The organism is Streptomyces sp. NBC_00859 (assembly GCF_045161865.1).
Lineage (GTDB): Bacteria > Actinomycetota > Actinomycetes > Streptomycetales > Streptomycetaceae > Streptomyces.
This window is the reverse complement of sequence record NZ_CP108826.1, coordinates 1,850,110-1,874,547: the sequence shown is the minus strand read 5'-3', so window position 1 is coordinate 1,874,547 and position 24,438 is coordinate 1,850,110. Positions and strand designations below refer to the sequence as shown.

Here is a 24,438-nt window from a genome sequence, read left to right as displayed (position 1 = left end):
GGGCCTGCTCCGGCGCCGGGGGCCGGGCTCCTGCGGCCTCTCCTCCTCCAACGGGCGGTCTAAGATGGAGCCCATGGCGAAGACCGGTACAACGACCCAGGGGCTGCGCGCGGCGATCGAGCGCAGCGGCTATTACCCGGCCCTCGTGGCCGAGGCGGTGGAGGCCGCCGTCGGCGGTGAGCCGGTTTCTTCGTACCTGGTGCACCAGGAGACGACGTTCGATTCCAACGAGGTCCGCCGCCATGTCACGGTCCTCGTCCTGACGGGCAACCGCTTCATCGTCAGCCACACCGACGAGCAGGCCGCAGACGGCAGCTCCCCGACTCCGTTCGCCACCACGTCCACCGAGTCGGTCAAGCTGGGCCGGATCTCGTCGGTTGTGCTCAGCCGTGTCGTGGCGAACCCGGAGAAGTACGTCCCGGGCACCCTGCCCCGCGAGGTCGTCCTGACCATCGGCTGGGGCGCCGTCGCCCGGCTCGATCTGGAGCCCGCGGCCTGCGGCGACCCCAACTGCGAGGCGGACCACGGCTACACCGGCAGCTCCACCGCCGACGACCTGAGCCTGCGCGTGAGCGAGGCGGGCGACGGCCCGGACACCGTCCGCCAGACCCTCGCCTTCTCCCAGGCGCTCTCCGAGGCGACCGCGGCGGCCGGCCGCTGATGGCCCTGCCCGACTGGCGGTACGAGGACGACGCCGCCCCGCTCGCACTGTCCACCGCTCCGGTCCCCGAGTACGGCTCGGGCTCGCTCGCCGACCTGCTGCCGACTCTCGCCGCCGGACTGGGCGTTCCGGACTTCACCGCAGCCATCCCGGAGCTGACACCCGCCGACCGCAATTGCGTCTTCCTCATCGACGGGCTCGGCTGGGAGCAGATCCGCTCCCACCCGGACGAGGCGCCGTACCTGCACTCTCTGCTGGCGACCTCGCGCGGTGGCAGCGGCCGTCCGCTCACCGCCGGGTTCCCCGCCACGACGGCGACCTCGCTCGCCTCGGTCGGCACCGGGCTGCCGCCCGGCGCGCACGGTCTCACCGGGTACACCACCCGCAATCCGGCGACCGGCGAGCTGATGAACCAGCTGCGCTGGCGGCCCTGGACCGACCCGCACGTGTGGCAGCCGTACCCCACGGTCTTCCAGCTCGCCGACGCGGCGGGTGTCCACACTGCTCAGGTCTCCTCACCCGACTTCCGGAACACCCCGCTCACCAAGATCGCGCTGAGCGGCGGCTCCTTCCTCGGCAAGCTCACGGGCGAGGAGCGGATGGACCTCGCAGCCGCGCAACTGGGCGCCGCCGACCGCTCGTTGATCTACACCTACTACAGCGAGGTGGACGGCAAGGGGCATCGCTTCGGGATGGACTCGGACGCCTGGCGCGGCCAGTTGATGTACGTCGACCGGCTCGTCCAGCGCCTCGCCGAGCAGCTCCCGCCCCGGTCGGCCCTGTATGTCACCGCCGACCACGGCATGATCGACATCCCGTTCGACGAGGAGTCGCGTATCGACTTCGACGAGGACTGGGAACTCGGCGCCGGCGTTGCCCTGCTGGGCGGCGAGGGCCGGGCCCGCCACGTCTACGCGGTACCCGGCGCCCAGTCCGACGTGCTGACCGTCTGGCGCGAGGTGCTCGGTGAGCAGTTCTGGGTGGCAGGCCGCGACGAGGCCATCGCGGCAGGCTGGTTCGGCCCGGAGATCGACGAGCGGGTGTACGGGCGGATCGGTGACGTCGTCGCGGCGGCCCACGCCGATGTGGTGATCACCGCGTCCCGCCGCGAGCCCAACGAGTCGGCCATGGCAGGCATGCACGGTTCGATGACCCCCGCGGAGCAGCTGGTGCCGCTGCTCGAAGTACGCTCGTAACCGCTTCGCGCGCCGCGTCGCGCCACCCGCAGATCCGAAAGGCCCCGCGTTCCTGATGTCCGAACTTGCCTTCTTTTCTGGGACGATGGACTGTGGAAAGTCAACTTTGGCACTACAGATTGGTCATAACCGATCGGCGCGCGGTCTCCAGGGCGTGATCTTCACGCGTGACGACCGGGCGGGTGAGGGGAAGCTGTCATCCCGTCTGGGGCTGGTGACCGAGGCCGTGGAAGCGGGTCCGGAGCGGGATCTGTACGGGTACGTGGTGGACCAGGTCTCGCGGGGCGGTCGTGTCGACTACGTGATCGTGGACGAGGCGCAGTTCCTCGGGCCGGACCAGATCGACCAGTTGGCGCGGATCGTGGACGATCTGGATCTGGATGTGTTCGCGTTCGGGATCATGACGGATTTCCGGACGCGACTGTTCCCAGGTTCGCAGCGTCTGGTCGAGCTGGCAGACCGGTTGGAGACCTTGCAGGTTGAGGCGATGTGCTGGTGCGGCGCCCGGGCGACGCACAACGCCCGCACGGTCGGCGGCGAGATGGTCGTCGAGGGCGAGCAGGTCGTGGTCGGTGACGTGGACCATCCGGCGGAGGCCGTGGGGTACGAGGTGTTGTGCCGACGCCATCACCGCAGGCGGATGACGAGTGCGTCGGCACAGGCCGGGGTGCTATCCCCGGACGTCTTGCCAGTTACCTCCGGCTGAGTCGAGGAGAAGCGTCAACGCTCAGGGATCCAAAGCGGGCTGTACCGGCGTATAAGCCGGCTCGTCTGCCATTGTGGCCCTGAAAAGGGGTTTTCCCTTGGGCACGGCCATATTTCGTTGAGTGTGAGTCTTCCCGCTTCTACCTGCGGTTTCCTGGAAGTTCCCGCACGAGGGTGCACGCGTTGTGCACGCGGGCCCGGGTGTTAGTCATTGTGGAAGAAGCAGGCCGGATAGCGGTGCTTGCCGTAGGTTCCAGTCCCCGGCGTGAGACAGGGGGCAGGGGAAGCCGGCTCGCCGCCCGCCTGCAGCGGGTCGCTGGTGGTCGCGGAGACGGTTTCATTGTGATGGTGGTTGGTTCGGGTGCTTCCGTCGGCAGCGCCGCTGTTCCGACGGTGTGCACCACGGCCAGTTGGGGGCGTCTAGGAGGTCACTCAGGGCTGCCCCCAACAGTCGGTACCGAGCGCCAGGGTTTTGTGGGGGCCGGGTGCGCTCGGCACCGGTGCTCCGGCGAGGGGTGGGCTACTTGGGGCTCACTCGCCGCCATTCCCTTCGAGGCTTCCGAGGAGGCGCTCGGCGAGTTCTACGAGAGTCTCTCCGTCCTGGGTGATCCAGCGGGCGGTGCCCTGGTTGGAGACGGGGCGACTCTCCCAAGTGGCCAGCTCCCACATGCTGGAGACCAGACCGCGGGGGTAGTAGTGCTGGTGGTCGTACTCCCAGATGAGGGCTTTGCTGGTGCTTCCGGTTCAGGTGGCAGGGGACCGAGCCGGGTCCGCCACGAGCCATGCCTCCAACGCTTCTTGCTCGGCCGGGACGTAGAGGCTGAGACGGAGTGGCGCGCCCTCCGGCAGCGCGCGCTGGTTCACGATCACGTGGACCGAGTTGGGGCGGCGCGGCTTACGCGCCCACTCTTTCTTGCGGAGGTACTGGGAGACGTCCTGCGTCTCGCCGCCCGCGGCCAGAACGTTCAGGATGTCGGACACGAGCGCAGCGCATTCCGCGTCCTCGATACACACCGCTTGAGGTCGGAGCGGGCGCCGTGCCGGGCGTCCAGAACGCCGAGCAGTACGGGCACCGTGCGGGCCAGGAGGCCGGGGACCCGGGGCCCCGCCTTGGCAAACCAGGCGGCTTCCGGATCGGAAGGGTCGGGTTCGCCAATGTGGGCGTCTTCGTCCAGCAGCTGCCGGAAGACGAGGTGAGTGAGGAGGGAGATGCCGTCGTCGATGACCGCTGCTCCGCGCTGCTCGTGCTGTTCACGGACTGGGCGCAGGGCTCTGCGGTTCTCGCGGAGGACACGGACTGCGTTCCAGGTCTCGAAGACACCGGGCACGGTACGAAACAACGGGTCGTAACTTCCACTGCCACCGCGTTCCCACAGCACGTCGGTGGAGTCCGCCGCGACTAGCCGGGCCGTGAACCGGCGGAGTCGCAGAGGATGGTGATGCCGTTGTTGAAGTACCAGAAGTTGGAAGGTTCTTCAGTTAGGGTCTCCACCAACTCGTTGTTGATGGGCGTTAGGCTGAGGGGGTTGTGGATGTTGTGGTCGAAGAGCCGGTTGCCGTACGTCACCCACTGCACGACCTGCCACACCCTGGTAGGCCTGCTGATCGGAGGGCGAGAAGGCGAACCACGGTGACAGTGTCACGTCGAGTGTGATCGGCCCGCGCCGCTGATCGGCTCGGGCCCTTGCGTGGATCTCAGGCGAGTGGATCGTGCATTGGTAGACATGAGTTCCGTCGTGGTTGAAGTCCTTCTCCCCGTTCACGATGACCTGGCGCACCCCGGGCGAGAGCTTCTTCGTTCCCATGAGGTTGATCACTTGGGTCACCTTGGTGAGATCCGAGTCCATCAGGTTCTTGGCCCGGTCCGCCATCGCCCGGCCTCGCGGGTTGAACTGTCTTGACTCTCCGGCATCTATCAGTGTGAGGTCGGCGAAGAGCTTCAGCTCAGCAGTCTCGTCGGCCCTGGCCGTTCCCGTCGGGCTCCACTTGGCCTGAACGAGGTAGATGTGAGCGTCGTCCGCGTCGACGGCTATCGCGTTGATTCCCTGGTCGCTGCCACCGTCGATGACACAAGCCGCTGCTTGGGCGGGCGCCCAGTCGGTCACCATGCGTGTTGTGATGGTTGTCTTGCTGAGGTGCAGTTCGGCCATACATGATGAGTAGGTAGCCCGCACCGCATGCCCCCCCGCTGGCCTCTGGCGTATCTTCCGACTCATGACTGAGAAGCCTTCTACGCGCAACGAGTTGAGCGGCAATGTTGAAGGACCCGTAGTGCAGACAGGGGCAGTCCACGGTGACGTGGTCTTCCACGCACCCGTCCAGGGCCCGATGCCGAGGTACGCGGAGACCTTCGAACGCTTGGCAGCCAGGGCAGAAGCGCAGATGAACGCTGAGGACGCAGCGGAGGCGGCGGCGAGGCGGGCAAGATCCAAACGTCTGCAGAAGGTGATGCGACGCAAGAGAGTCTGCTCCTGGTTGTTTTGGGTGTCCATCACAGCTGGAGCAGCATGGGTCAAGCTGACACAGGGGAAGGAGCGCGGGGAAACAGACATCCAAGTGGCCTTTGTGGGCTTCTTCGCCGTGGGGCTCCTCTTTTTGGGCTACGCCGGGGCCAAATATGAGATCCGTTACGGCCGTCCGTACCCCTGGTCCTCGCACTTCTGAGCAGGTGACTGCAGGTCGTCACGCCTCTATGGGCGTGGCTGCATCGAGCCCGGTGCGTCCAGCTGAGATGCTGTAGAGGCACAAATCTATCGGAAGGAGCCTACGTGGAACCGGAGTTGGCCGCCTTGGCCGCCGCCGGGGCTTCCGCCCTGGTCCAGCAGATGACGACGGATGCCTGGGCTGGCACCCGCCAACGTGTCGCTGCATTCTTCTCGCGTGGCCGACGGGGTGAAGAGGAGGTCCTCGACGGTGAGCTGGAGGAGTCCCGAGCCGATCTTGAGGATCCGGAAGCTGCGGGCGACGTGGAAGCCGTCTGGCGGACCCGGCTGCGTCGCACTTTGCGTAATGATCCGGCAGCAGCTTCTGAACTGCGCGCCCTGCTCGAGGAGCTGAGCTCCGAAGCCGCGCGCCGAGGCGGGGATGTGCATAACGTCATCAACGGCGGCGTACAGCACGGCACAGTCATCCAGACCGGCACAGTGGGGCCGTTGCATATTGACGGCCAGGGGCAGGGCCGCCGATAGGGAGCAGCTTCAAACGCGGCTAGCGCGAGGATGGCGCTCGAGCCGAGACGGGTGGGGACTGACGTAGCAAGTCGATACTGCTCCGTCTGGGTTCCTCCATGCTGGTGATCCTGGATCGCGGGCGCCTTCGCCGCCACTCCGCATTGTGCTTCGGCGTATGCAAGTGTTCTGGGCAGGCACGCCGACAGCGCCCCTGCTCGAACACCACGGTCCGCGCGGCACGGCCGCTGCCCCGGACGAGAAGGCCCCCGGCGCCGAAAGCCTCAGCAGCGCACCCGAGTCGATCAGCCTTGAGGACGCCGGTGCCCATGCGGGACCGTTAGTACTGGCGCCAGTAATTGAGACGTTCGACCTGCCAATCACCGCTCCGTTCACCGAAGCCCTCCTGACCGCAGAAGTCTTCGCCACCGGATCTGCAAATGCCAGTCCACGTTGTCCGGCCGAAGAGATGGCCCTCTGTCACCCTGATTCTCCAAGCCAGGTTCCAGCCTTTGGCGGCAAGAGTGTCCATGGCAGTCGCCGCCAGCAGCAAGGCCGGAGGCCCGTGGCGTTCGATGCCCGGGTCGTGGAGGACTGGCTGGAGTTCCCCGGGAAGGTGAAAGTCGAGGTGTCGGCCGCTCCAACGCAGGTCCAATAGGTCGGCCAGCGCCCGTGATGGAACCGCCCGGTTCTCCGGCTTGCCCTTGGCGCCATCCGGTAGGCGTACGAGGTAGGCATCCTCGTATTCCGCCGTGCTGGGGGACGTGGCTTCACCGTCGGATGAGGATTCTGTGGTGGCTCCCGGCCGCCGGAAGTATTCCGCGAGGTACATCTGCGGCGGCAATCGCTCGCTCAGCTGTGGTGACTCCCCAGTGTCCAGCACAGTCGCGACGGTGCCCGCCCGTGTGTCGCTCCGTACAAGGACTGTCTCTACCTCCACCTGCACATACCCCTGGCTGGTACCCGGTTTGGCGGGCGCTGACGAGCCCTCGTCCAGTCGCAGAACGGTGTACGGGTCTGTGACGAGAACCGGAAGTGGGCCTTCTCCCTCCGCGTCGTCACGGCGGTCAAGGTTGTATTCGGCGCGCAGCACGTACCAGGCCACCCCCTCGGGGTCTTGCACCATCGCGAACCGGGGTGGCTGCACGCCTCTCAGCACGTCGGCGATGTCGCCCTCGCCCACCGGGGCACACCACCAGGAGTCGGATCGCCGACTCAGGTGGGCCGAGGACGTCGGCCACCTGGGTGGGATGGTCGGGTCGATCCCGTGCCGCCGGTCGAGCACGGAGAGCTCGGACCAAGCGCGCAGCCCGCCCAGGCCGGACTTGGTCGCACCGTGCCATTCCTCCAGGGCGGTCTCGAGGACCTTCTGCTGCTGGGCATAGGCCGGCCACTCCTCAAGGCGATAGCCCGGCCGGTTGCGCATCTTCACCTCAAGCCGCCTCGGCTTGAGAATCCGAGACCGCTGGACCAGCCACCGATAGCGCCGTGGATGGCTGTCGGTCTTTTCGACCATCGACCCGAAGTAGCTTTTGCACCGCTCCAGTTTTCGCCGGGAGACCGGCAGCGGAGGGGCCCATGGCAGTCCGACCCTGGGCTCCTGGCACGGCATGGTCGACGACGGCCAGAGCAACGTCCGCACGCTGGAGATCGTCTGTTGGATGCCTCTGTGTGCCCTGAACTGGTCACGCATTACGACGGCTTTCCACTGCTCCACTGGAACTGCCTCACAGCCCATCAAGAGGGCACCGTGAGCGGCCAGCCAACTCGCCCCGGCAATATATGAATCGTGGTGCTTCCCGAAGATCTCCACCTGTTCGATCGCCGCCCCGGGCACGTCTCGCCAGATCTGTGACACTGCACGCACGCATTGAGCGCGCAGTGGAGGACTGGGAACTGCAGCCAGCCACAGCAGCACTCTGGTCACATCCGTGGCATTCTTCCGCACCTCGCCGGTCCCACAGCCTGCCCAGCGAATGAACTGCTGGACCATCGCCATTCCGTCGCGATCCTCCAAGAGGTGCAGCATCGGCACGGTGAAACGGCGTGCCAGCTGGTGCTTCTCCAGCCCGCTAAGCTCACGGTGGAGGAAGCTGGCACCAGCTTCATGTTCCCGGCAGGCCGAGTTCACCAACACTGTGTACCAGACCCACGGAGCCAGCTCGGGGTCGGACGTACAGCGCCTCAGGAAACGGAGCGATTGGCCAGTGATCTGATCACGACGCCTGCCTTCGAGAGAATCCAGAACCGCCATGGAGGCTGCCGACGGCAACCGTTTCGGCAGGAAGTGCGGGAGCTCCTTCTTCGGGTGGGTGTAGGGCACAGCTCCGGCCAAAGCCGACAGCAATCGGTAGGCCCGATTGGAGTTCTCATCAGGGCCGGACAGATCTTTCACCAGGGAAGCCAGCTGACGCCGGTGCGCGGGTTCGACCATCAGGTTGCGGGCCCAGACGTGCTCGGCGAACCTCTGCACAGCGAATCCGATCCGCTGATTCTGTGGATCCGACGCCAATACACCGGCCTGGAGGAGCCATTCCAGGAGCTGCACGGGCTCTCCCAGTTCAGGCTCGCCGCGCAGAGCCGCACATGCCGAGCCGTGGTCGAGGGAATCTTGCAGACCCAGACGCTCGCCGATGAGTGCGCAGGCCCGGCCCACCAAGGGTTGGCCGACGGTGGACGGCCGACCATGAAGGTACCGGAAGTAGTCCTTGTCGAGGATCTTCAGCCACCGCTCGAAGAGGTCGCCGATGCTGGGCGCTGGTACGGGTGCATCGCCATCCACTGCGTCACGCTCGCGATGCAGACACCAGGCGAGCACGGTAAGCATCAACGGACGACGCAGTTCGGCGACATCAGGTGGAAGAACCAGCGCGGGCACCTGGTAGACATCCCGCAGGACCTCCCAGGCCTTCTCCGGGGCCGCCACACCGCTCGCCCAGTGGATCCCGTAGCGCCCGTCCGCATCTTCGGCCCATGACATGCGCCGGTCCAGGCGAGTGGATGCCACGAGCAAGACCTCGGGGAACTCCCTCAGCAACACCGTCAGGGACGCGAATCCGTCCAGCTCATGACCGCGCAGAGCGGCAACATCGTTGAGGGCGTCGATCACCAGCGTGGCATTCTTCCCGCTGGCACGGGCATGCCCTTGAAGTGCCGCCAGCAGGTTCCGAACGGGACCACCCCGACCACCCGGCGCAGCCGTGCCGGCGATTTCCTCCTCCCATTGCTCACCGCCGAGTTCCCGGCCACTGACGAACGCCACCGGGGCCCCGGCCGCGACTCGGGCCTCCGCCCAGGCCCCGAGGGCATAGGACTTGCCGGTGCCCCACGCTCCGGCAATCAGCAGAGCACCAGTCGCTCGGGTGAGCAAGGAAGCGTCGATGCCGATACCAGCCAACTGGCGCTGGCATGCGTGTAGGTCCTCCAACGCGGAGAACAGCCTCCGCTCAGTAGAAACGTGGTCGACAGGCAAGTCGTCACGCGGCCCTGATGCATTGAACGCTGCACACAGCTCACGGATTACGACTCCCATGGACTCCGCCACTGAGGCTGCCCGTTGCAGAACCGGGGTGATGGTGCTGCCGTCGTCCCTCGCGGACTCGGGCGACGCGTCTTCGAGCATGGTTGCCAGCTCCTCGACCCCCAGAAGGCACTCCGCGCGGTCATGCTCCTGGCTACGCCACACCGCAAGGGCTGATTCGACCCGCTTGGCCGTTGGCTGTCGAAATCCTTCGGCAGGCGGATCCCAGTCGACCCAGCGCCGCAATGCTTCGGCCGCTGACCGGATGCGAGCCGCAACTGTCCCGGGGGAGGCCAACTCCTCGAGGACATCGCTGAGCGGAGTATGCAGCCACGGAGTCTGCAGCCCATCAGCGACGGTACCCCGGCGGATGCTGCGCGCCGTAGCCAGCGCCTTGCGATCGAGGTCGACGCGGCGAGCGATCTGATCCCCGGCCAAGGGTGGTTCGCACTCGGTAAGCTGTTGTCCGACGGCCCCCTCACCGTGGTTGTGAATGTGTACCTCGCCCACGATCTCGGCCTGCACCACCGGACTGTGGAACTCCCCGCCTTCGATGTTATTCGACACTTACCCGATTCTGCCGGAAGCCAGTGATCCAGAGGATGCCTTCTGGCAGGAGTGGCGGGTAGTCAACCGGTCAGCTTTCCGGCAGCTAGATTTCGCCAGTGAACGCAACGACGACGAGGCTGCCACTCAACGTCGCTGAGCGGGCTTGGGGTCACGCCCGAGTGATTGGAGAGGTCCTTCCGCAGGCCGTTCGAAGCGGCACCGGACACGTACCCGGGACAAGCGGCTCATCGTGGTCGTCGACGACGCGCGGTCCAGAGGGGAAGCCACGACGTGGCGGCCATTGCGGTGACCAATGGGATCGTGTTCCGGGTCCAGATCGACCAGCTGGCCCGGGCGGTGGACGAGCTGCACCTGGATGTCTTCGCCTTCGGTATCACCACCGACTTCCGTTAGTCCGCGCAGTGTCCGGCGAGGCGCGCGCAGCAGGGCCCGTGGACGGCCCGTACGCGGCCGGAACCGCGCTGACTCGCACCCGGCGTCCGTCCGCGGGGTCCGGCCGGCGGGTCACGAACCCGCCCCGCTCAAGGCGGTCGAGGATGCCGGTCACGGCTCCCGTCGTGACATGTGCGCGTGCTGCCGGATCGCCGGCCGGCCGCGCGGCGTGGCGTTCCCGCGAGCGCCGCTGCACCACCTCGTACCGATTCTCAGGCTGAACTGCCGTCCTGAGTACGCCACTTGAGCGGCGATCTCTCCGGCTTCACGGGGGCCATCTCCGTGCGGCCGCTCCCGAAGGCGCCTGAGCGGCCCGGCGGCGGCGCCCACGGGACCGACGGGGCCCCGGAGCGGCGCCGTCCGTCCCGTGGGCGTCAGCTCTCCGACCGGACGACGGTGAAGACCGCGCCCTCCGGATCGGCCACGGTGGCGAGGCGCCCGGTCTCACCCTGCCGCGGGGGCTGCAGGACGTGCCCACCGAGCTCGGTCACCCGGCGCGCGGCCTCGTCGACGTCGGCCACCTCGAAGTACGTCATCCAGTGCGCGCCCCTGTCGCGGGGCAGCGCCTGGCCGACTCCGTGCAGCGATGCCACCGCCCGGCCTTCCAGGTGCAGCGTCAGATAGTCGAAGTCGGCGGAGACGACCGCCTCCGTCTCGTAGCCGAAGACCGCCTCGTAGAACTTGCCGACCGAGCCGGTCTCCCTGGTCACCAGCTCGTTCCACACCGGTGTTCCGGGAACTCCGGCCTGCGCGGTGCCGAGGTGGTCAGCTGCCTGCCAGATGCCGAAGACCGCACCGTCGGGGTCCGACCCTATGGCCAGCCGCCCGGCCTCTCCGGCATCGAGCGGCCCCACTCCGACGGTCCCGCCGCAGTGCCTGACCGTGGCCGCCGTCGCGTCGACATCGTCGGACGCGAGATACGTCGTCCAGGCGATCGGCAGATGGCGGTCCGGTGGCATCTGTCCGATCCCCGCGACCTCGCGGCCGCCCAGCAGCGCGCGTACGTACGGTCCCAGCTGCCCCGGCCCCGGCTGGAACTCCCAGCCGAACAAGTCGCCGTAGAACTCCTGGGTCTCCGACAGGCCGTGCACCATCAGACTCACCCAGCAAGGGGTTCCGGGCCTGTGCCGCGAGGCTGCCTCGGTCATTTTCGCTCTCTCCTCGGACCATCGGTGGTGGCCGTGCGGGGGCCGGTGGGCCGCCCCCCGCCCAGATGCTTCCACCACCTGACGCGCGCCGCGCCCCGGCCGCGCCGCATTTTGCACGTTCCAACAGGAGGATGCCTGTTTTGATAGCATTCACCCTTTTTCTTCGGCGTTATGTGCGGGCCGGAGTCTGAGCGAGGATGGCAGCCATGACACCGATCATCACCGCATCCGATCTCGCGAGCGAGTTGGCCGGACCGCGTCCGCCGGTGCTCCTCGACATCCGCTGGCAGCTCGGCGGCCCGAACCTCCGCGCCGAGTACGAGGCCGGCCACCTTCCCGGCGCGGTCTTCGTCGACCTGGACACGGAGCTGGCGGGGGAGCCAGGCGCGGGCGGCCGTCATCCGCTGCCCGACCCCGCGGATCTCGGCGCGGTACTGCGCAGGGCGGGCGTCTCGCGGGACGTCCCGGTCGTCGTGTACGACGGCGGTCAGGGCTGGGCCGCCGCGCGCGCCTGGTGGCTGCTGCGCTGGACGGGCCACCCGGACGTGCGGGTGCTGGACGGAGGCCTCGCGGCCTGGAGCGGATCGCGCTCCACGCGGACGCCCGCGCCCGCACAGGGCGACTTCGTGCCGGAGCCGGGGGCCCTGCCGCTCATCGACGCGGACGGCGCCGCGGAGCTGGCCCGGCAAGGGGTCCTGCTGGACGCCCGTGCCGCCGAGCGGTACCGGGGCGACGTGGAGCCCATCGACCGGGTCGGCGGGCACATCCCCGGCGCGGTGTCGGCCCCGACGTCGCAGAACACCGCCGCCGACGGGCGTTTCCTCACCTCCGGGGAACTGACCGCGCGGTTCGCCCGGCTGGGGGCCACCGGCGCGGATGCGGAGGTCGGTGTCTACTGCGGGTCCGGTGTCTCGGGGGCGCATGAAGTGCTGGCCCTGGAGATCGCCGGTGTCCGGGCCGCGCTCTACGCGGGTTCCTGGTCGCAGTGGTCGTCCGACGAGTCCCGCCCGGTCGCCACGGGCCCGACGCCGTAGGGCCGAGCGGGCAGCGCTGCACCGACCGGCAGCCGGGGCCCGTACGCGCTGCGTACGGGCCCCGGCTGCGCTGTTGTTCCCGCTACTCCTGCTTCTTGCGCCGGGTACCGAAGACGATCTCGTCCCAGCTGGGTACAGCCGCACGCCTGCCGGGCCGGACGCCGTCCGCCTCGGCCTGCCGGTCCGTCGTGCCGGTCAGCCGGTCGCGGTGACCGGCCACCGCGCGCGGCATCAGTACGTCCGCGTACGCCGAACCCGCCCCGGCCGATGCCGCGGGCGCCTCCTCGGTCTCCGGTTCCTGCACGGGTTCGGCCGGCGGGAGTTCGGGCGGAGAGGGGCGCTCGGGCACGACCATGTCGCCCCGGAAGCTCGGTACGGCCTCCAGCAGGCTGGTCAGCGAGTCCCGCTCACCACTGCTGCTCTCGTCCGGCTCCGGCGGTGCGGGCACGGGCGCGGTGGGCCGCTCCATCTGCCGGTCCAGGGCGCGGTCGAGCGGCCGGTCGCGAGGCAGCCTGGCGATCCTCGGTACGAACGGGAAGCTCGGCTCCGGCGCGGCCAGCGAGTCGTCGGACTCGCCGATCAGCGATCGTGCCTCGTCGTCCATGGCCTGTACGAGGCGGCGCGGCGGGTCGTAACTCCAGCTCGCCGAGTGCGTCTCGGTGGCGACCCGGTAGACCAGCAGGACCTCCCAGGTCCCGTCGTCGCGGCGCCAGGAGTCCCAGAGCACGGTCTCGCGCTCGGCGCCGCGCAACAGCAGCCGCTCGTTCACCGCCTCGCCGAGCTGCGGGCCGGTGCCGGTGTTCTCACCGGCTCGCCGTACGGGTGTCTTGCGGGCCCGCTCCGCCATGAACGCGCGCTCCGCGAGCACGGGGCCCTCGAACCGGCGGACCCGGTCGACCGGGATCCCGGCCATCTGGGCGACCTCTTCGGCGGAGGCGCCGGCCCTTATGCGCGCCTGGATGTCGCGCGGACGGAGGTGGCTCTCCACCTCGATCTCGATCTGGCCGAGGCGGGCGCGGTCGTTACGGACCGCGGCACGCAGCCGCTCATCGATCGGAAGCGTGTACTCCGTACTGTCCGCAGCTTTGAGCACCAGTCGTGTGCCGTCATTCGAGACGGCCACGACACGCAGTTCGGGCATGGGAACCTCCCGGGTGGTGCCTGCCGACGTCACGTGCGTCGCTGCTTCCGCTAGTCGAGTGTGGCCTGCCCGGGTACAGCACGCCACAACCTTGCCGAGTTATCCGGCGTGTCGGGCCTCGGCCCTGGAGCGCCGTTATGGCACGGTTACCTGTTCGCAACGCAGAGCGACCGTCGGTCACTCTGTGCAGCAGGCGCCCGTGCGGTGCCATGACGCCGCCGGTTCGAGTGCCGCCTTAGGCCCCCTCCCGTCGGTCCGGACACCCCTGAGGGAGGCCGGGCCCAGGGCTCGCAACAGTACTCCATTCGGGCCAAGCGGGTGGACGGCTCGCCGCTGAACTTCCGGTGGTCCGGAGGAGTTGGGGGTCCGGATTTGCCGTCAGCGTATGCCTGCCGGTGTTGTGCTTCACACAATCTTCTGAAACGGAACTATCCACTTCGCTCAAATGTCCCTTTCTGGTGCAGGGTGTAACCAGATGGGCAAACAGGGGCTGGTGATGGAGCAGAAGGCGGACGGCGGAACAGAGACCGCAAGCGTGAAGAGGAGACAGCTCGACCTGAGCGTCCCGCAGGTCGCGGGCAGTGCCTTCGCCGCCGTGGTGGCGGCCGTACTGGCGTCGACGCTGGGTGTGTACGGAACGATCATCGGCGCCGGCGTGGTGAGTGTGATCGCCACCTGTGGCGGCACGGTCTTCCAGCATGTCTTCCGGCGGACCGGGGAGCAGATCCGTGAAGTGACGGTCCAGGTGAAACCCAGGGTCCTGAAGGTCCCGGTGCGGCAGGTGCCGGGGGCCCAGGAGCCCGGGGAGGCGCCACCGACGATCGCGGCGCCGTGGCCGGGGCAGCCCGGCGCGAACGGCACGGACCGTACGGAGTGGAACGCGCGCGTGCCCGGTGACGCCGGGCCGGACGCGACGAGGCTGCTGACGCCGGTCACCGGCGAAGGGTTCACCGAGGCCACGACCCATGGGACGCGTGTGCGGGGCTGGAAGCGCTCCTCCCTCGCCGCCCTGGTCGTCTTCGTCGTCGCGATGGGCGGGATCACCGGCTTCGAGGTGCTCTCGGGCCACGGCCTCAGCGGCGGTTCGGGGACGACGGTGGGATCAGCGGTGCAGGGCGGCGGCGCGAAGTCGCACCACGCGCCCGCGCCGTCGCAGCCGGCGGACCCGCAGGAGAGCCAGGACCCGCACCAGCACGGCCAGGGGCAGAGCCCCAGCCCGGACCCGTCGCCGAGCACCGGCTCCGGCGCCGACTCCGGTCGGTCGAAGCCCGATCCCGGCAGGAGCGGCACATCGGCCGAGCCGACGCCCAGCCCCTCGCACTCCTCGGCGGGTGACGGGGCGGGGACTCCCGACCCGACGCACACGGGCCCTTCGGGGGACGGCGCGGACTCCACGCCGGGCCACGACGGCACCGGCCGGCAGGACAACGCACCGGAACCGGGTGCGAGCGACCCGGCGGGGTAGCGCCCCGCCGGCCGGCCGGGCCCCGCGGGAGCAAGCTTTCCCCCGGGGTCCGGTCAGTCGCCCAGGACCCGGCGCAGATAGTCGTTGCCGAACAGCCGCTCCGGGTCGAGCCGGTCGCGTACCGCGGTGAACTCGCCGAAGCGCGGGTACACCTCCGCGAGATATGCCGCGTCGCGGGTGTGCAGCTTGCCCCAGTGCGGCCGGCCGCCGTGCGCGGTCATGATCCGTTCCACCGCGGTGAAGTAGGCCCGGTGCGGAGTGCCCCGGTACATGTGCGCCGCGATGTAGGCGCTGTCCCGGCCCGAGGCCGTGGAGAGCGCGATGTCGTCGGCGGGGGCCGTACGGACCTCGACGGGGAAGCTCACCCGCAGGGGTGAGCGCTCCACCATCGCCCTGACCTCGCGCAGCGCCCCGACGGCCGCCTCGCGGGGCAGGGCGTACTCCATCTCCACGAAGCGCACCCGGCGCGGACTTGTGAAGACCTTGTACGGGATGTCCGTGTAGGTGCGGGCCGACAGGGCCCGGCTGGAGATCTTCGCGATCGCGGGAATCGTCGCAGGGACGGCCCGGCCCAGCGAACACGCGGCCTGGAAGACCCCGTTGGAGAGCAGCTCGTCCTCGATCCAGCCGGCGACCCTGCCGGGCGGGGCAGCCGGGCCCGCGCTGCGGTTGTTCCGCTTGGTGTTGCAGTTGCCGGTGTGCGGGAACCAGTAGAACTCGAAGTGCTCGTTCTCGGCGACCAGCTGGTCGAAGTCGGCGGTCACCCGGTCGAAGGCCATCGGCTCCTCGCGGGCCGTCAGCAGGAAGACCGGCTCCACCGCGAAGGTGATCGCCGTGACCACACCCAGCGCGCCGAGGCCGATCCGGGCGGCCGCGAAGACGTCGGGGTGTTCCGTCCGCGAGCAGGTGAGCACCGAGCCGTCGGCCGTCACCAGTTCCAGCGCGCGGATCTGCGCGGATATCGAGGCGGAATCACGGCCGGTGCCATGGGTGCCGGTGCTGGTGGCGCCCGCCACCGTCTGGTCCATGATGTCGCCCATGTTCGTGAGGGTGAGCCCCTCACGCGCCAGTGCCTGGTTGAGCCGCTTCAGCGGGGTTCCGGACTCGACGGTCACCGTGCCCGCCGCGCGGTCGATCCGCCGTATGCCGGTGAGGAGGCCGGGGCGTATCAGCACGCCGTCGGTCGCCGCGGCCGCGGTGAACGAGTGCCCGGTGCCGACGGCCTTGACCTTCAGCCCTTCCCCCGCGGCCCGCCTGACGGCGTCGGCCAGCTCGGGGACGGAGGCCGGGGTCACCTCCCGCGCCGGACGGGAGGTGACATTCCCCGCCCAGTTACGCCAGGTCCCCGCCGCCGATGTCGCCGTCCGTGCCGCAGCCGGTGTTCGTGATGTACCGGTCATCAGCCCCGCTCCCCTCCAGTGACGCCGGCGCGTTGAGCCGGCGGTACCCGGGCAACGCCACCACGGCCGCGAGCGCTCCCGCCACGAGCGGCACCAGATATCCCTGGCGTGCCCCGCCCGCGTCGACCACCCAGCCCGCGGCCGAAGAGCCGAGTGCCACACCGACCGCGAGCCCGGTACTGGTCCAGGTCATGCCCTCGGTCAGCCTGCTGCGCGGTACGTGCTGCTCGACGAGGGCCATCGTGGTCACCATCGTCGGTGCCACGGAGAGCCCCGCGAGAAAGAGCGCCCCGGCCAGAAACGGCAGGTTCCCGGCCAGTTGGAGTGGGATCATACTCAGCGCCATCGCGCACACCCCCACCAGCCACCTGCGGGAAGCGGCTCCCCGGGGATGCAGCAGCCCGAAGACCGCCCCGGCCAGACAGGAACCGAGGGCGTACACGGCGAGCACCAGACTGGCCAGCGCCTTGTGGCCGCGTTCGTCCGCGAACGCGACGGTCACCACATCGACCGACCCGAAGATCGCGCCCGTCGCCACGAACGTCAGCACCAGCAGCCGAAGCCCCCGGGAGGCCAGTGCGGAGCCGCTGGGACCGTGCCCGTGCGGATGCGGGGCCGGCTCGGTGGCGCGCTGCGCGGTCAGCCAGAACACGCCGAGGACGAGGAAGCCACCGGCCATCAGCGGGCCGGCCTCAGGGAACCAGGCGGTGGAGAGCCCGATGGAGAGGATCGGACCGAAGATGAAGCACACCTCGTCGACGATCGACTCCCAGGAGTACGCCGCGTGCAGGCTGCGCGGAGACCCGCGGTGGATCGCCGCCCAGCGGGCCCGGACCATCGAGCCGATGCTCGGGACACACCCCGCCCCCGCAGCGAAGACGAAGAGCGTCCAGGCCGGCAGCCCCTGCTGGGCACAGACCAGCAGCCCCGCGACGGCGACGGCGGCGACGGCAGTCGCCCGGCGCAGCACCCGCCGTTGTCCGTGCCGGTCGACGAGCCGCGAGATCTGCGGCCCGATGGCCGCCGCGGACAGCGCCAGCGTCGCCGAGAGCGCGCCGGCCAGCCCGTACCGCCCGGTGAGCTGGGAAATCATGGTCACCACGCCGATGCCCAGCATGGAAAGCGGCATCCGGCCGAGGAGTCCGGCCGCCGAGAACCCCTTGGTGCCGGGGGCGGCGAAGATCGCGCGGTAGGGACTGGTCAAGAAGGGCTCCGGTAAGGCGTACTGATGGTTTGCGCAGCTTACGGGCGGTGATCGGCTCCGGGCACCGGGGGAGCCCCTGTCCAGGCGATCCGTGGGGGGTCCCGGAGCCTGTCGGACCCGGGTGGCAGGATCTGAGGCATGTCCGATCAGCGTGATCCAGCTCCCTACGACGCCCTCCTGCTGCTCTCCTTCGGCGGCCCGGAGGGCCCGGACGACGTGGTCCCGTTCCTGGAGAACGTGACCCGCGGCCGTGGCATCCCGAAGGAACGGCTCAAGGAGGTGGGGCAGCACTACTTCCTGTTCGACGGGGTCAGCCCCATCAACGGCCAGAACCGTGCCCTGCTCGACGCGCTCCGCAAGGACTTCGCGGAGCACGGCCTGGATCTGCCGGTCCACTGGGGCAACCGGAACTGGGCGCCGTACCTGACCGACACCCTGCGCGAGATGACCGCCGACGGACACCGCCGTATCGCCGTCCTGGCCACCAGCGCGTACGCCTCGTACTCCGGGTGCCGCCAGTACCGCGAGGACCTGGCGGGGGCGCTGGCCACTCTGGAGGCGGAAGGCCTCGAGCTGCCGCGCGTCGACAAGCTGCGCCATTACTTCAACCACCCGGGGTTCGTCGAGCCCATGGTGGACGGAGTCCTGACGTCCCTGGCGGAGCTGGACGAGGCGGTGCGGGCCGGGGCGCACCTGACGTTCACCACGCACTCCATCCCCACCGCCGCGGCCGCCGGCTCCGGCCCCGGCGGCGGGGCGTACGTCGCCCAGCACCTCGACGTGGCACGGGTGATCGTCGAGAGGATCCGTGCCGAGACGGGTGTCAGCCACCCCTGGGAGCTCGTCTACCAGTCGCGCAGCGGCGCCCCGCAGACCCCGTGGCTGGAACCGGACATCTGCGATCACCTCACGGAGCTCCACGAGGCCGGGGTGCCCGCGGTCGTCATGGTTCCCATTGGCTTCGTCTCGGACCACATGGAAGTCCTGTACGACCTCGACACCGAGGCGGTCGCGAAGGCGGCCGAACTGGGCCTGCCCGCCGTACGCTCGGCGACCGTCGGCGCCGACCCGCGCTTCGCCGCAGCGGTGCGGGACCTGCTCCTCGAGCGGGCGGCCGCCGAGCGGGGCCACCCGGCGGAGCGCTGCGCCCTGGGCGCGCTGGGCCCCTCGCACGACGTCTGCCCGGTCGGCTGCTGCCCGGCCCGCACGGCCAGGCCCGCCGCCGCGGGCGCCGACAGCCCGTACGCCTGACACCCAACGCCCTCATGCGCAGAAAGCCTCATGCGCGGGCAGAAGGAGAGAGCCGTGACCGACCCGCTCCACACCGAACTGCTCGAACTGGCCCTGGAGGCCGCCCGCCGCGCGGGGGCGCTGCTGAGGGACGGGCGCCCCGCGGATCTGGGGGTGGCAGCGACCAAGTCCAGCCCCATCGATGTCGTCACGGAGATGGACATCGCGGCCGAGAAGCTGATCACGGGCTACCTCACCGGCTTGCGCCCCGACGACGGCTTCCTGGGCGAGGAAGGCGCGAGTTCCGAGGGCAGCAGCGGTATCCGCTGGGTCATCGACCCGCTGGACGGCACCGTGAACTACCTCTACGGCCTGCCCACTTGGTCCGTGTCCATCGCGGCCGAGCAGAACGGCGAGACGGTAGCCGGGGTGGTGGCGGCGCCCATGCGCGGAGAGACGTTCCACGCGGTGCGCGGCGGCGGGGCCCACCTCGGCGACGCGCGGTTGCGGTGCAGGCCCGCGCCCCCGCTCGACCAGGCACTGGTCTCGACAGGCTTCAACTACGTCACGTCGGTGCGCGCCCACCAGGCCGCCGTGGCCCAGCGGATGATTCCCCAGCTGCGGGACATCCGGCGCGGAGGGTCCGCTGCGATCGACCTGTGCGACGTGGCGGCCGGGCGGCTCGACGGCTACTACGAACGGGGGCTGCACCCGTGGGACCGTGCGGCCGGTGACCTGATCGCCCGCGAGGCGGGGGCGCTGACCGGCGGGCGGCCGGGGGAGCGCCCGACGGACGACCTGACGGTCGCCGCTTCACCGGGTGTCTTCGAGCCGCTCCAGGCACTGCTCGAACAGTACGGAGCCTGGCACGACTGACAGCACACGAAGGCCCCGGCACCGTCCCGCGGTGCCGGGGCCCTCGTGCGCCGTGCGGGTCAGACGCCCGCGGTGTGGATGTCCGCGCCGCACTCGGCAGCCGGGCCGGGCTCGACCGTGACGCCGTGTTCGGCAGCGAGCCGGTGAAGATCGTCCAGCTCGCCCTGCTCGACCTCGGCAAGGAAGTCGTCGCCGGACTCGCGGGCACGCGTCAGGTCGGTCTGGGTGGCCTTTATACGCTGCAGCAGACCTGCGGTGAATGCGTCCATGGTGCGCCCCCTCGTCGTGGGTCGGTGGCACGGGGGTGTGCCGAGGGTCATCAACCGATCACGCTTCCCCGGTGGTGCGGAGCGGGGTGTGGCGCGCCCCTGCAAGGGCGTGATCGGCGGGTGTGCAGTCGTCCTCCCCTTGCTCCGCCTCGGAGAAACCTCAACCGCACCGGGAATCACCGAATTCCCCGCAGCCCGGTGCCGGGCACTGCCTTACAGCCGGTTTATGGCCGTACGGGGCAGGATGGACGCACACACTCGATGCCATACCTGCCCTGGACATGGGCTGTGACGGAAGGACAAGCGCTGTGCGCGTACTCGTCGTCGAGGACGAGCAGCTGCTCGCCGATGCGGTGGCCACCGGACTCCGCCGGGAGGCCATGGCCGTCGACGTCGTGTACGACGGCGCCGCGGCCCTCGAGCGGATCGGCGTCAACGACTACGACGTCGTCGTACTCGACCGGGACCTTCCCGTGATCCACGGCGACGACGTCTGCCGCAAGATCGTCGAACTGGGCATGCCCACCCGCGTCCTGATGCTCACCGCTTCGGGAGACGTCAGCGACCGGGTGGAGGGCCTGGAGCTCGGCGCGGACGACTACCTGCCCAAGCCCTTCGCCTTCACCGAGCTGACCGCGCGGGTCCGGGCACTGGGGCGCCGTACGACGGTCGCCCTGCCGCCCGTGCTGGAGCGGGCGGGCATCAAGCTGGACCCCAACCGCCGCGAGGTGTTCCGTGAGGGCCGTGAGATCCAGCTCGCCCCCAAGGAGTTCGCGGTGCTCGAAGTGCTGATGCGCAGCGAGGGTGCGGTCGTCTCGGCCGAGCAGCTCCTGGAGAAGGCCTGGGACGAGAACACCGATCCGTTCACCAACGTCGTACGGGTGACCGTCATGACGCTGCGCCGCAAGCTCGGTGAGCCGCCGGTCATCGTGACCGTGCCCGGCTCCGGATACCGGATCTGACCGCCCCGTGGCCAACAGCCCGGCGGCACCGGCGCCGCCGCCCAAACCGACCTGGGACCCGAAGTCGTCGGAGTCCCTCTCCCCGCTGCTGCGGCCGACCATCCGGATACGTCTGACCCTGCTCTACGGGGGGATGTTCCTGATCGCCGGGATCCTGTTGCTCACGATCATCTACATGCTGGCCGCCCAGGCGCTGCACAACGGCAGCAGTACGCCGGCCTTCCAGGTCTCCGGCCAGAACGTGTCCATCGCCAGCCCGACCTGTCCCAATCTCGGGCAGACACAGACCAGCGACCAGTTGAACAGCGTGCTGAAGGCCTGCATGAGCGACCAGCGCCAGCACGCCCTCGACAATCTGCTGACCCGCTCGCTCTACGCGCTCGTCGGGCTGAGCATCATCGCTTTCGCCTTCGGATACGCCGTGGCGGGCCGGGTGCTGTCCCCGCTCGGCAGGATGACCCGTACGGCCCGCCGGGTGGCCGGTACGGATCTGACCCGGCGGATCGAGCTGGACGGCCCGGACGACGAGCTCAAGGAGCTCGCCGACACCTTCGACGAGATGCTCGACCGGCTGGAACGGGCCTTCACCGCGCAGCAGCGGTTCGTCGCCAACGCGTCGCACGAACTCCGCACGCCACTGGCTATCAACCGCACGCTTCTGGAGGTGCACCTCTCCGATCCGGGTGCGCCCGTCGAACTCACCCAGCTCGGCAAGACGCTGCTGGCCACCAACGAGCGCAGTGAGCAGCTCGTCGAGGGCCTGCTGCTGCTGGCCCGCAGCGACAACCAGATCGTCGAGCGCAAACCGGTCGACCTGGCCGAGGTGGCGACCCGCGCCATCGATCAGACGCTCGCCGAGGCAGGGGCGAAGGGGGTGGACATCCGCGGGGAGCAGTCGCCTGCCGTCGTCCCGGGAAACGGCATTCTGCTGGAGCGGATCGCCCTGAACCTGGTGCAGAACGCGGTGCGTTACAACGTTCCGGACGACGGCTGGGTGGAGGTCACCACCGAGCTGCAGTCCGGCCAGGCGGTTCTGGTGGTCTCGAACACGGGTCCCGTGGTTCCCGCTTACGAGATCGACAACCTCTTCGAGCCGTTCAGACGCCTGCGCACCGAGCGGACAGGCAGTGACAAGGGCGTGGGGCTCGGTCTGTCCATCGCGCGCTCCGTCGCGCGCGCCCACGGAGGCCGTATCATCGCGGAGCCCCGCGAGGGTGGTGGCCTCGTGATGCGTGTCACGTTGCCTGTCTGAGCGGGTAGGGCGGGGCAGTCCAGATGTTCGCTTTGCGCGGAATTTTCGGGACGGGTTCCCGTGAAACGGATGTGCGATCAGTCACAGGGCCGATTTTTCTTCTACCTACTCTCCGTGATCCCCAAATCCGCGAAAAACCGGGAAAAACCTGGGTTTCCAGGGGGTGTGATCACGGGAAGTACACGGGGTGGCACCCGTAAAGCGCCACCCGGGGACCGTGTACGGTCCCGATCGCCATCCAAATCGATCTCTCTCCGGGGATCCGGTTGGGTGTCGATTGAGTAACAGACCTTGATGTGAGGCAAAATCTCCGCCTCGGGTCGGGCACAAGTCCGGCCTCTCACGCGTTACGTGCGCTGGAGACACCGCAAATACCCAGAGGGGGAGAGCGCGACATGGCTACGGATTACGACACTCCACGCAAGACCGACGACGACAGCGACCAGGACAGTCTGGAAGAGCTCAAGGCACGTCGGAACGACAAGTCGACGGCGGCTGTTGACGTCGACGAGTTCGAGCAGGCCGAGGGCCTTGAGCTGCCCGGTGCGGACCTGTCCAACGAAGAGCTGTCGGTCCGGGTCCTGCCCCGGCAGGCCGACGAGTTCACCTGCATGAGCTGCTTCCTCGTGCACCACCGCAGTCAGCTGGCGCGCGAGAAGAACGGCCAGCCCATCTGCCGCGACTGCGACTGAGGCAGTCGGCGTGGCAGGCGCGACACCGCCCCGGAAGCGACGCTTCGGGCGGAAGGGTTCCCCCGAGGACCAGCAGGGCGTCACGGGCCCGGCAGAAGGCGCGGAAGCGCCGGCCGAGCCCCTCGCCCCCCGGCCCCCGGAGGAGAACGACCACGGGGCGACCGCGCTCGTCAGCAGCGCACGTGACGACGAGCGGGGCCTCCCGGCCTCGCTCGACGAAGCGGCACCCTTCGATGCGGTGGCGCGGGGCGTGCAGGACGGACCCACGACCGGGGCCCGTCGTCCGGGCGTCCTGAGGAACGGCATACAGCACGGACTCCGGAAGGGCGGCGAAGGCGCGAAGGCGGGGCTCGCGTACATCGCCGACCGCATCATCGACATCGCGCCCCGGATCCCGGTCCGCGATCTGGCGACGCTGCGCAAGCACTTCCCCGGCCTCGGCCCCGAGGAGATCGCCGACAAGCTCGTAGCGGGCGCGGCCAACGCGACCTCCACCGTGGGCGCGGGCATCGGAGCCGCCGCGATGCTGCCCGTACCGCTCGCGATGCCGGCCGAGATCGCCGCGGAGATCACCGGAGTCGCCGCGATCGAGCTGAAGCTCATCGCCGAACTGCACGAGGTCTACGGCATGCGCCCGCCGGGCGGCCTCAAGGACCGCTCAACCGCCTATCTGCACGCATGGTCGGGAGAGCGCGGCTTCGACATCACCAAACCGGCGACGGTGACCGCGCTCGGCGGCCAGATGAAGCGCGAGATGCGGCAGCAGATCATGAAGCGCACGGTCCGCGATCTGCCGAACCTGATGCCGTTCATGGTGGGCGCCACAGTGGGTGCGGTGATGAACCGCAGGGACACCAGGAAACTCGCCGAGAAGGTCCGCAAGGACATGCGCAAGCGCCAGGTCCCCTGGGACGCCCTCCCCGAGCTGCCACCCCTCACGCAGCCCAAGGAGCTTCCGGGCGGGCAGTCCGGCGAGCACTAGCAGCGCCGTCCCCGGCCGCGCAGGGCTCCGGCGGGTGCCGGACCTACGCGGCGGGCACCGCCGCCAGCGCGGTCTTGAGCGCCTCGGGGTCCCTGGTCGAGAGATAGGCGTACGGCGTCGGGTCCGTCGGGTCCGTGATCTCCACCCGCAGGGCTGTCCGTACGTAGCTGCGCATCAGCATGAAGGCGCGCGGGTCGGCCTTGTACGAGCGCCAGGCGACGGTTTCCTCGGCGTCCAGCACGGTGGCCTCACCCAGCGCCGTCAGCGGGATCTTCGCGTCGCCCGCGACGAGCGCGCCCGCGACGACCCGGATGCGGACCGAGCCGTACGAACTCACGATGACGCCCGCCACCGCCGCGCCCCCGACCAGGCCGCCGAGCATCGGCAGGGTGCCGAGCGGCAGGGTGATCAGCCCGCCCGCGATCCCGACGAGCAGGGCGATGAGCCACCAGGAACGGGGCGCGGTGAGACGTTCTTCGTAAGGCTGCATAAAGCCAAGCTTGGCACGGTGCGGTGCCTGCGTTGCCGCGCG

At 69.3% G+C, this 24,438-nt stretch carries 25 protein-coding genes and 2 pseudogenes; 14 read left to right on the top strand and 13 right to left on the bottom strand.

The features are described from left to right. Positions 1-73: 73 nt before the first annotated feature. Genes OG584_RS07680 through OG584_RS07670 form a run of 3 tightly spaced genes read left to right on the top strand, consistent with a single transcriptional unit; the run spans position 74 to position 2,563 of the window. Complete coding sequence (locus OG584_RS07680) at positions 74-661, top strand: DUF5998 family protein (RefSeq protein ID WP_164260094.1); 588 nt, start codon at positions 74-76, stop codon at positions 659-661. Further along, complete coding sequence (locus OG584_RS07675; protein WP_405776358.1) at positions 661-1,857, top strand: alkaline phosphatase family protein; 1,197 nt, start codon at positions 661-663, stop codon at positions 1,855-1,857. Before OG584_RS07680 ends, OG584_RS07675 begins: the two co-directional genes overlap by 1 nt. Before the next feature lie 55 nt (positions 1,858-1,912). Further along, the gene (locus OG584_RS07670) at positions 1,913-2,563 is read left to right on the top strand and encodes a thymidine kinase (protein ID WP_405776356.1); all 651 of its coding nucleotides are present in this window, start codon (positions 1,913-1,915) and stop codon (positions 2,561-2,563) included. A 530-nt stretch (positions 2,564-3,093) separates the two neighbouring features. On the opposite strand, the gene OG584_RS07665 is transcribed toward OG584_RS07670, so the two are convergent. From OG584_RS07665 to OG584_RS07645, 5 genes are all read right to left on the bottom strand, one after another. After that, entirely contained in the window at positions 3,094-3,231 is a 138-nt protein-coding gene (locus tag OG584_RS07665) for a hypothetical protein (protein ID WP_405776354.1), read from the bottom strand. Between the two features lie 75 nt (positions 3,232-3,306). Continuing rightward, positions 3,307-3,543 (bottom strand): hypothetical protein, encoded by a 237-nt coding sequence (locus OG584_RS07660; protein ID WP_405776352.1) that lies wholly within the window; start codon positions 3,541-3,543, stop codon positions 3,307-3,309. Continuing rightward, positions 3,528-3,941: a hypothetical protein gene (locus OG584_RS07655; protein ID WP_405776351.1), complete on the bottom strand. Its 414-nt coding sequence runs from the start codon at positions 3,939-3,941 to the stop codon at positions 3,528-3,530. The genes OG584_RS07660 and OG584_RS07655 overlap by 16 nt, the downstream gene beginning before the upstream one ends. A 20-nt stretch (positions 3,942-3,961) precedes the next feature. Next, a complete protein-coding gene (locus OG584_RS07650; RefSeq protein ID WP_405776349.1) occupies positions 3,962-4,054 on the bottom strand; it encodes an AIPR family protein in 93 nt (30 codons plus the stop codon). Further along, a complete protein-coding gene (locus OG584_RS07645) occupies positions 4,038-4,712 on the bottom strand; it encodes a hypothetical protein (RefSeq protein ID WP_405776347.1) in 675 nt (224 codons plus the stop codon). Before OG584_RS07645 ends, OG584_RS07650 begins: the two co-directional genes overlap by 17 nt. A gap of 64 nt (positions 4,713-4,776) precedes the next feature. Here OG584_RS07645 and OG584_RS07640 point away from each other — a divergent pair, with 64 nt between their 5' ends. Continuing rightward, positions 4,777-5,226, top strand: coding sequence for a hypothetical protein (locus OG584_RS07640; protein WP_405776345.1), 450 nt, complete (start codon positions 4,777-4,779; stop codon positions 5,224-5,226). A gap of 104 nt (positions 5,227-5,330) precedes the next feature. Next, complete coding sequence (locus OG584_RS07635) at positions 5,331-5,750, top strand: hypothetical protein (RefSeq protein WP_405776343.1); 420 nt, start codon at positions 5,331-5,333, stop codon at positions 5,748-5,750. 319 nt (positions 5,751-6,069) lie between these two features. On the opposite strand, the gene OG584_RS07630 is transcribed toward OG584_RS07635, so the two are convergent. Further along, positions 6,070-9,816, bottom strand: a complete 3,747-nt coding sequence (locus OG584_RS07630; RefSeq protein WP_405776342.1) for a hypothetical protein — start codon at positions 9,814-9,816, stop codon at positions 6,070-6,072. Between the two features lie 315 nt (positions 9,817-10,131). Here OG584_RS07630 and OG584_RS07625 point away from each other — a divergent pair. Continuing rightward, positions 10,132-10,209, top strand: a pseudogene (locus OG584_RS07625) (thymidine kinase); the annotation flags it as partial. A gap of 46 nt (positions 10,210-10,255) precedes the next feature. Here OG584_RS07625 and OG584_RS07620 read toward each other — a convergent pair. Both OG584_RS07620 and OG584_RS07615 read right to left on the bottom strand, forming a co-directional pair. Then, positions 10,256-10,408, bottom strand: a pseudogene (locus OG584_RS07620) (MarR family transcriptional regulator); the annotation flags it as partial. Positions 10,409-10,625: 217 nt separating this feature from the next. Then, positions 10,626-11,399, bottom strand: a complete 774-nt coding sequence (locus OG584_RS07615) for a VOC family protein (protein WP_405776340.1) — start codon at positions 11,397-11,399, stop codon at positions 10,626-10,628. A gap of 206 nt (positions 11,400-11,605) precedes the next feature. On the opposite strand from OG584_RS07615, the gene OG584_RS07610 reads away from it, so the two are divergent. Then, the gene (locus OG584_RS07610) at positions 11,606-12,433 is read left to right on the top strand and encodes a sulfurtransferase (protein ID WP_405776338.1); all 828 of its coding nucleotides are present in this window, start codon (positions 11,606-11,608) and stop codon (positions 12,431-12,433) included. A gap of 82 nt (positions 12,434-12,515) precedes the next feature. Here the strand turns inward: OG584_RS07610 and sepH are convergent, their stop codons facing one another. Beyond that, positions 12,516-13,574, bottom strand: coding sequence for a septation protein SepH (sepH, locus tag OG584_RS07605; protein WP_405776336.1), 1,059 nt, complete (start codon positions 13,572-13,574; stop codon positions 12,516-12,518). A gap of 475 nt (positions 13,575-14,049) precedes the next feature. On the opposite strand from sepH, the gene OG584_RS07600 reads away from it, so the two are divergent. Then, the gene (locus tag OG584_RS07600; RefSeq protein WP_405776334.1) at positions 14,050-15,039 is read left to right on the top strand and encodes a hypothetical protein; all 990 of its coding nucleotides are present in this window, start codon (positions 14,050-14,052) and stop codon (positions 15,037-15,039) included. 53 nt (positions 15,040-15,092) lie between these two features. On the opposite strand, the gene OG584_RS07595 is transcribed toward OG584_RS07600, so the two are convergent. Beyond that, positions 15,093-16,439 carry a D-arabinono-1,4-lactone oxidase gene (locus tag OG584_RS07595; protein WP_405776332.1) on the bottom strand — a complete coding sequence of 449 codons (1,347 nt, stop codon included), beginning with the start codon at positions 16,437-16,439 and terminating at the stop codon, positions 15,093-15,095. Then, positions 16,372-17,643 carry an MFS transporter gene (locus tag OG584_RS07590; RefSeq protein WP_405776330.1) on the bottom strand — a complete coding sequence of 424 codons (1,272 nt, stop codon included), beginning with the start codon at positions 17,641-17,643 and terminating at the stop codon, positions 16,372-16,374. The genes OG584_RS07595 and OG584_RS07590 overlap by 68 nt, the downstream gene beginning before the upstream one ends. A 138-nt stretch (positions 17,644-17,781) precedes the next feature. Here OG584_RS07590 and OG584_RS07585 point away from each other — a divergent pair, with 138 nt between their 5' ends. Continuing rightward, entirely contained in the window at positions 17,782-18,894 is a 1,113-nt protein-coding gene (locus tag OG584_RS07585; RefSeq protein WP_405776328.1) for a ferrochelatase, read from the top strand. A gap of 54 nt (positions 18,895-18,948) precedes the next feature. Continuing rightward, positions 18,949-19,749: an inositol monophosphatase family protein gene (locus OG584_RS07580; RefSeq protein ID WP_405776326.1), complete on the top strand. Its 801-nt coding sequence runs from the start codon at positions 18,949-18,951 to the stop codon at positions 19,747-19,749. Positions 19,750-19,808: 59 nt separating this feature from the next. Here the strand turns inward: OG584_RS07580 and OG584_RS07575 are convergent, their stop codons facing one another. Beyond that, a complete protein-coding gene (locus OG584_RS07575; RefSeq protein ID WP_405776325.1) occupies positions 19,809-20,018 on the bottom strand; it encodes a hypothetical protein in 210 nt (69 codons plus the stop codon). A gap of 308 nt (positions 20,019-20,326) precedes the next feature. On the opposite strand from OG584_RS07575, the gene OG584_RS07570 reads away from it, so the two are divergent. The 4 genes from OG584_RS07570 to OG584_RS07555 all read left to right on the top strand — a co-directional run bounded on the left by OG584_RS07570 (position 20,327) and on the right by OG584_RS07555 (position 23,906). Continuing rightward, complete coding sequence (locus OG584_RS07570; RefSeq protein ID WP_327294825.1) at positions 20,327-20,980, top strand: response regulator transcription factor; 654 nt, start codon at positions 20,327-20,329, stop codon at positions 20,978-20,980. Positions 20,981-20,987: 7 nt separating this feature from the next. After that, positions 20,988-22,232 carry a sensor histidine kinase gene (locus tag OG584_RS07565; RefSeq protein WP_405776323.1) on the top strand — a complete coding sequence of 415 codons (1,245 nt, stop codon included), beginning with the start codon at positions 20,988-20,990 and terminating at the stop codon, positions 22,230-22,232. A 395-nt stretch (positions 22,233-22,627) separates the two neighbouring features. Further along, complete coding sequence (locus OG584_RS07560; protein WP_164260119.1) at positions 22,628-22,924, top strand: DUF4193 domain-containing protein; 297 nt, start codon at positions 22,628-22,630, stop codon at positions 22,922-22,924. A 10-nt stretch (positions 22,925-22,934) separates the two neighbouring features. Beyond that, on the top strand, positions 22,935-23,906 hold the full coding sequence (locus tag OG584_RS07555) for a hypothetical protein (protein ID WP_405776321.1): 972 nt from the start codon (positions 22,935-22,937) through the stop codon (positions 23,904-23,906). Positions 23,907-23,949: 43 nt separating this feature from the next. Here the strand turns inward: OG584_RS07555 and OG584_RS07550 are convergent, their stop codons facing one another. Next, the gene (locus tag OG584_RS07550; RefSeq protein ID WP_405776319.1) at positions 23,950-24,396 is read right to left on the bottom strand and encodes a DUF3093 domain-containing protein; all 447 of its coding nucleotides are present in this window, start codon (positions 24,394-24,396) and stop codon (positions 23,950-23,952) included. Between the last annotated feature and the right edge of the window lie 42 nt (positions 24,397-24,438).

What these genes read in the sequence shown, in the direction of transcription:
- OG584_RS07595 (WP_405776332.1), bottom strand. Translation starts at nt 16,439, where the DNA reads ATGACCGGTACATCACGAACACCGGCTGCGGCACGGACGGCGACATCG.
- sepH (WP_405776336.1), bottom strand. Translation starts at nt 13,574, where the DNA reads ATGCCCGAACTGCGTGTCGTGGCCGTCTCGAATGACGGCACACGACTG.
- OG584_RS07585 (WP_405776328.1), top strand. Translation starts at nt 17,782, where the DNA reads ATGTCCGATCAGCGTGATCCAGCTCCCTACGACGCCCTCCTGCTGCTC.
- OG584_RS07550 (WP_405776319.1), bottom strand. Translation starts at nt 24,396, where the DNA reads ATGCAGCCTTACGAAGAACGTCTCACCGCGCCCCGTTCCTGGTGGCTC.
- OG584_RS07645 (WP_405776347.1), bottom strand. Translation starts at nt 4,712, where the DNA reads ATGGCCGAACTGCACCTCAGCAAGACAACCATCACAACACGCATGGTG.
- OG584_RS07610 (WP_405776338.1), top strand. Translation starts at nt 11,606, where the DNA reads ATGACACCGATCATCACCGCATCCGATCTCGCGAGCGAGTTGGCCGGA.
- OG584_RS07560 (WP_164260119.1), top strand. Translation starts at nt 22,628, where the DNA reads ATGGCTACGGATTACGACACTCCACGCAAGACCGACGACGACAGCGAC.
- OG584_RS07670 (WP_405776356.1), top strand. Translation starts at nt 1,913, where the DNA reads ATGTCCGAACTTGCCTTCTTTTCTGGGACGATGGACTGTGGAAAGTCA.
- OG584_RS07675 (WP_405776358.1), top strand. Translation starts at nt 661, where the DNA reads ATGGCCCTGCCCGACTGGCGGTACGAGGACGACGCCGCCCCGCTCGCA.
- OG584_RS07600 (WP_405776334.1), top strand. Translation starts at nt 14,050, where the DNA reads ATGGGCAAACAGGGGCTGGTGATGGAGCAGAAGGCGGACGGCGGAACA.
- OG584_RS07680 (WP_164260094.1), top strand. Translation starts at nt 74, where the DNA reads ATGGCGAAGACCGGTACAACGACCCAGGGGCTGCGCGCGGCGATCGAG.
- OG584_RS07665 (WP_405776354.1), bottom strand. Translation starts at nt 3,231, where the DNA reads ATGTGGGAGCTGGCCACTTGGGAGAGTCGCCCCGTCTCCAACCAGGGC.
- OG584_RS07640 (WP_405776345.1), top strand. Translation starts at nt 4,777, where the DNA reads ATGACTGAGAAGCCTTCTACGCGCAACGAGTTGAGCGGCAATGTTGAA.
- OG584_RS07615 (WP_405776340.1), bottom strand. Translation starts at nt 11,399, where the DNA reads ATGACCGAGGCAGCCTCGCGGCACAGGCCCGGAACCCCTTGCTGGGTG.
- OG584_RS07575 (WP_405776325.1), bottom strand. Translation starts at nt 20,018, where the DNA reads ATGGACGCATTCACCGCAGGTCTGCTGCAGCGTATAAAGGCCACCCAG.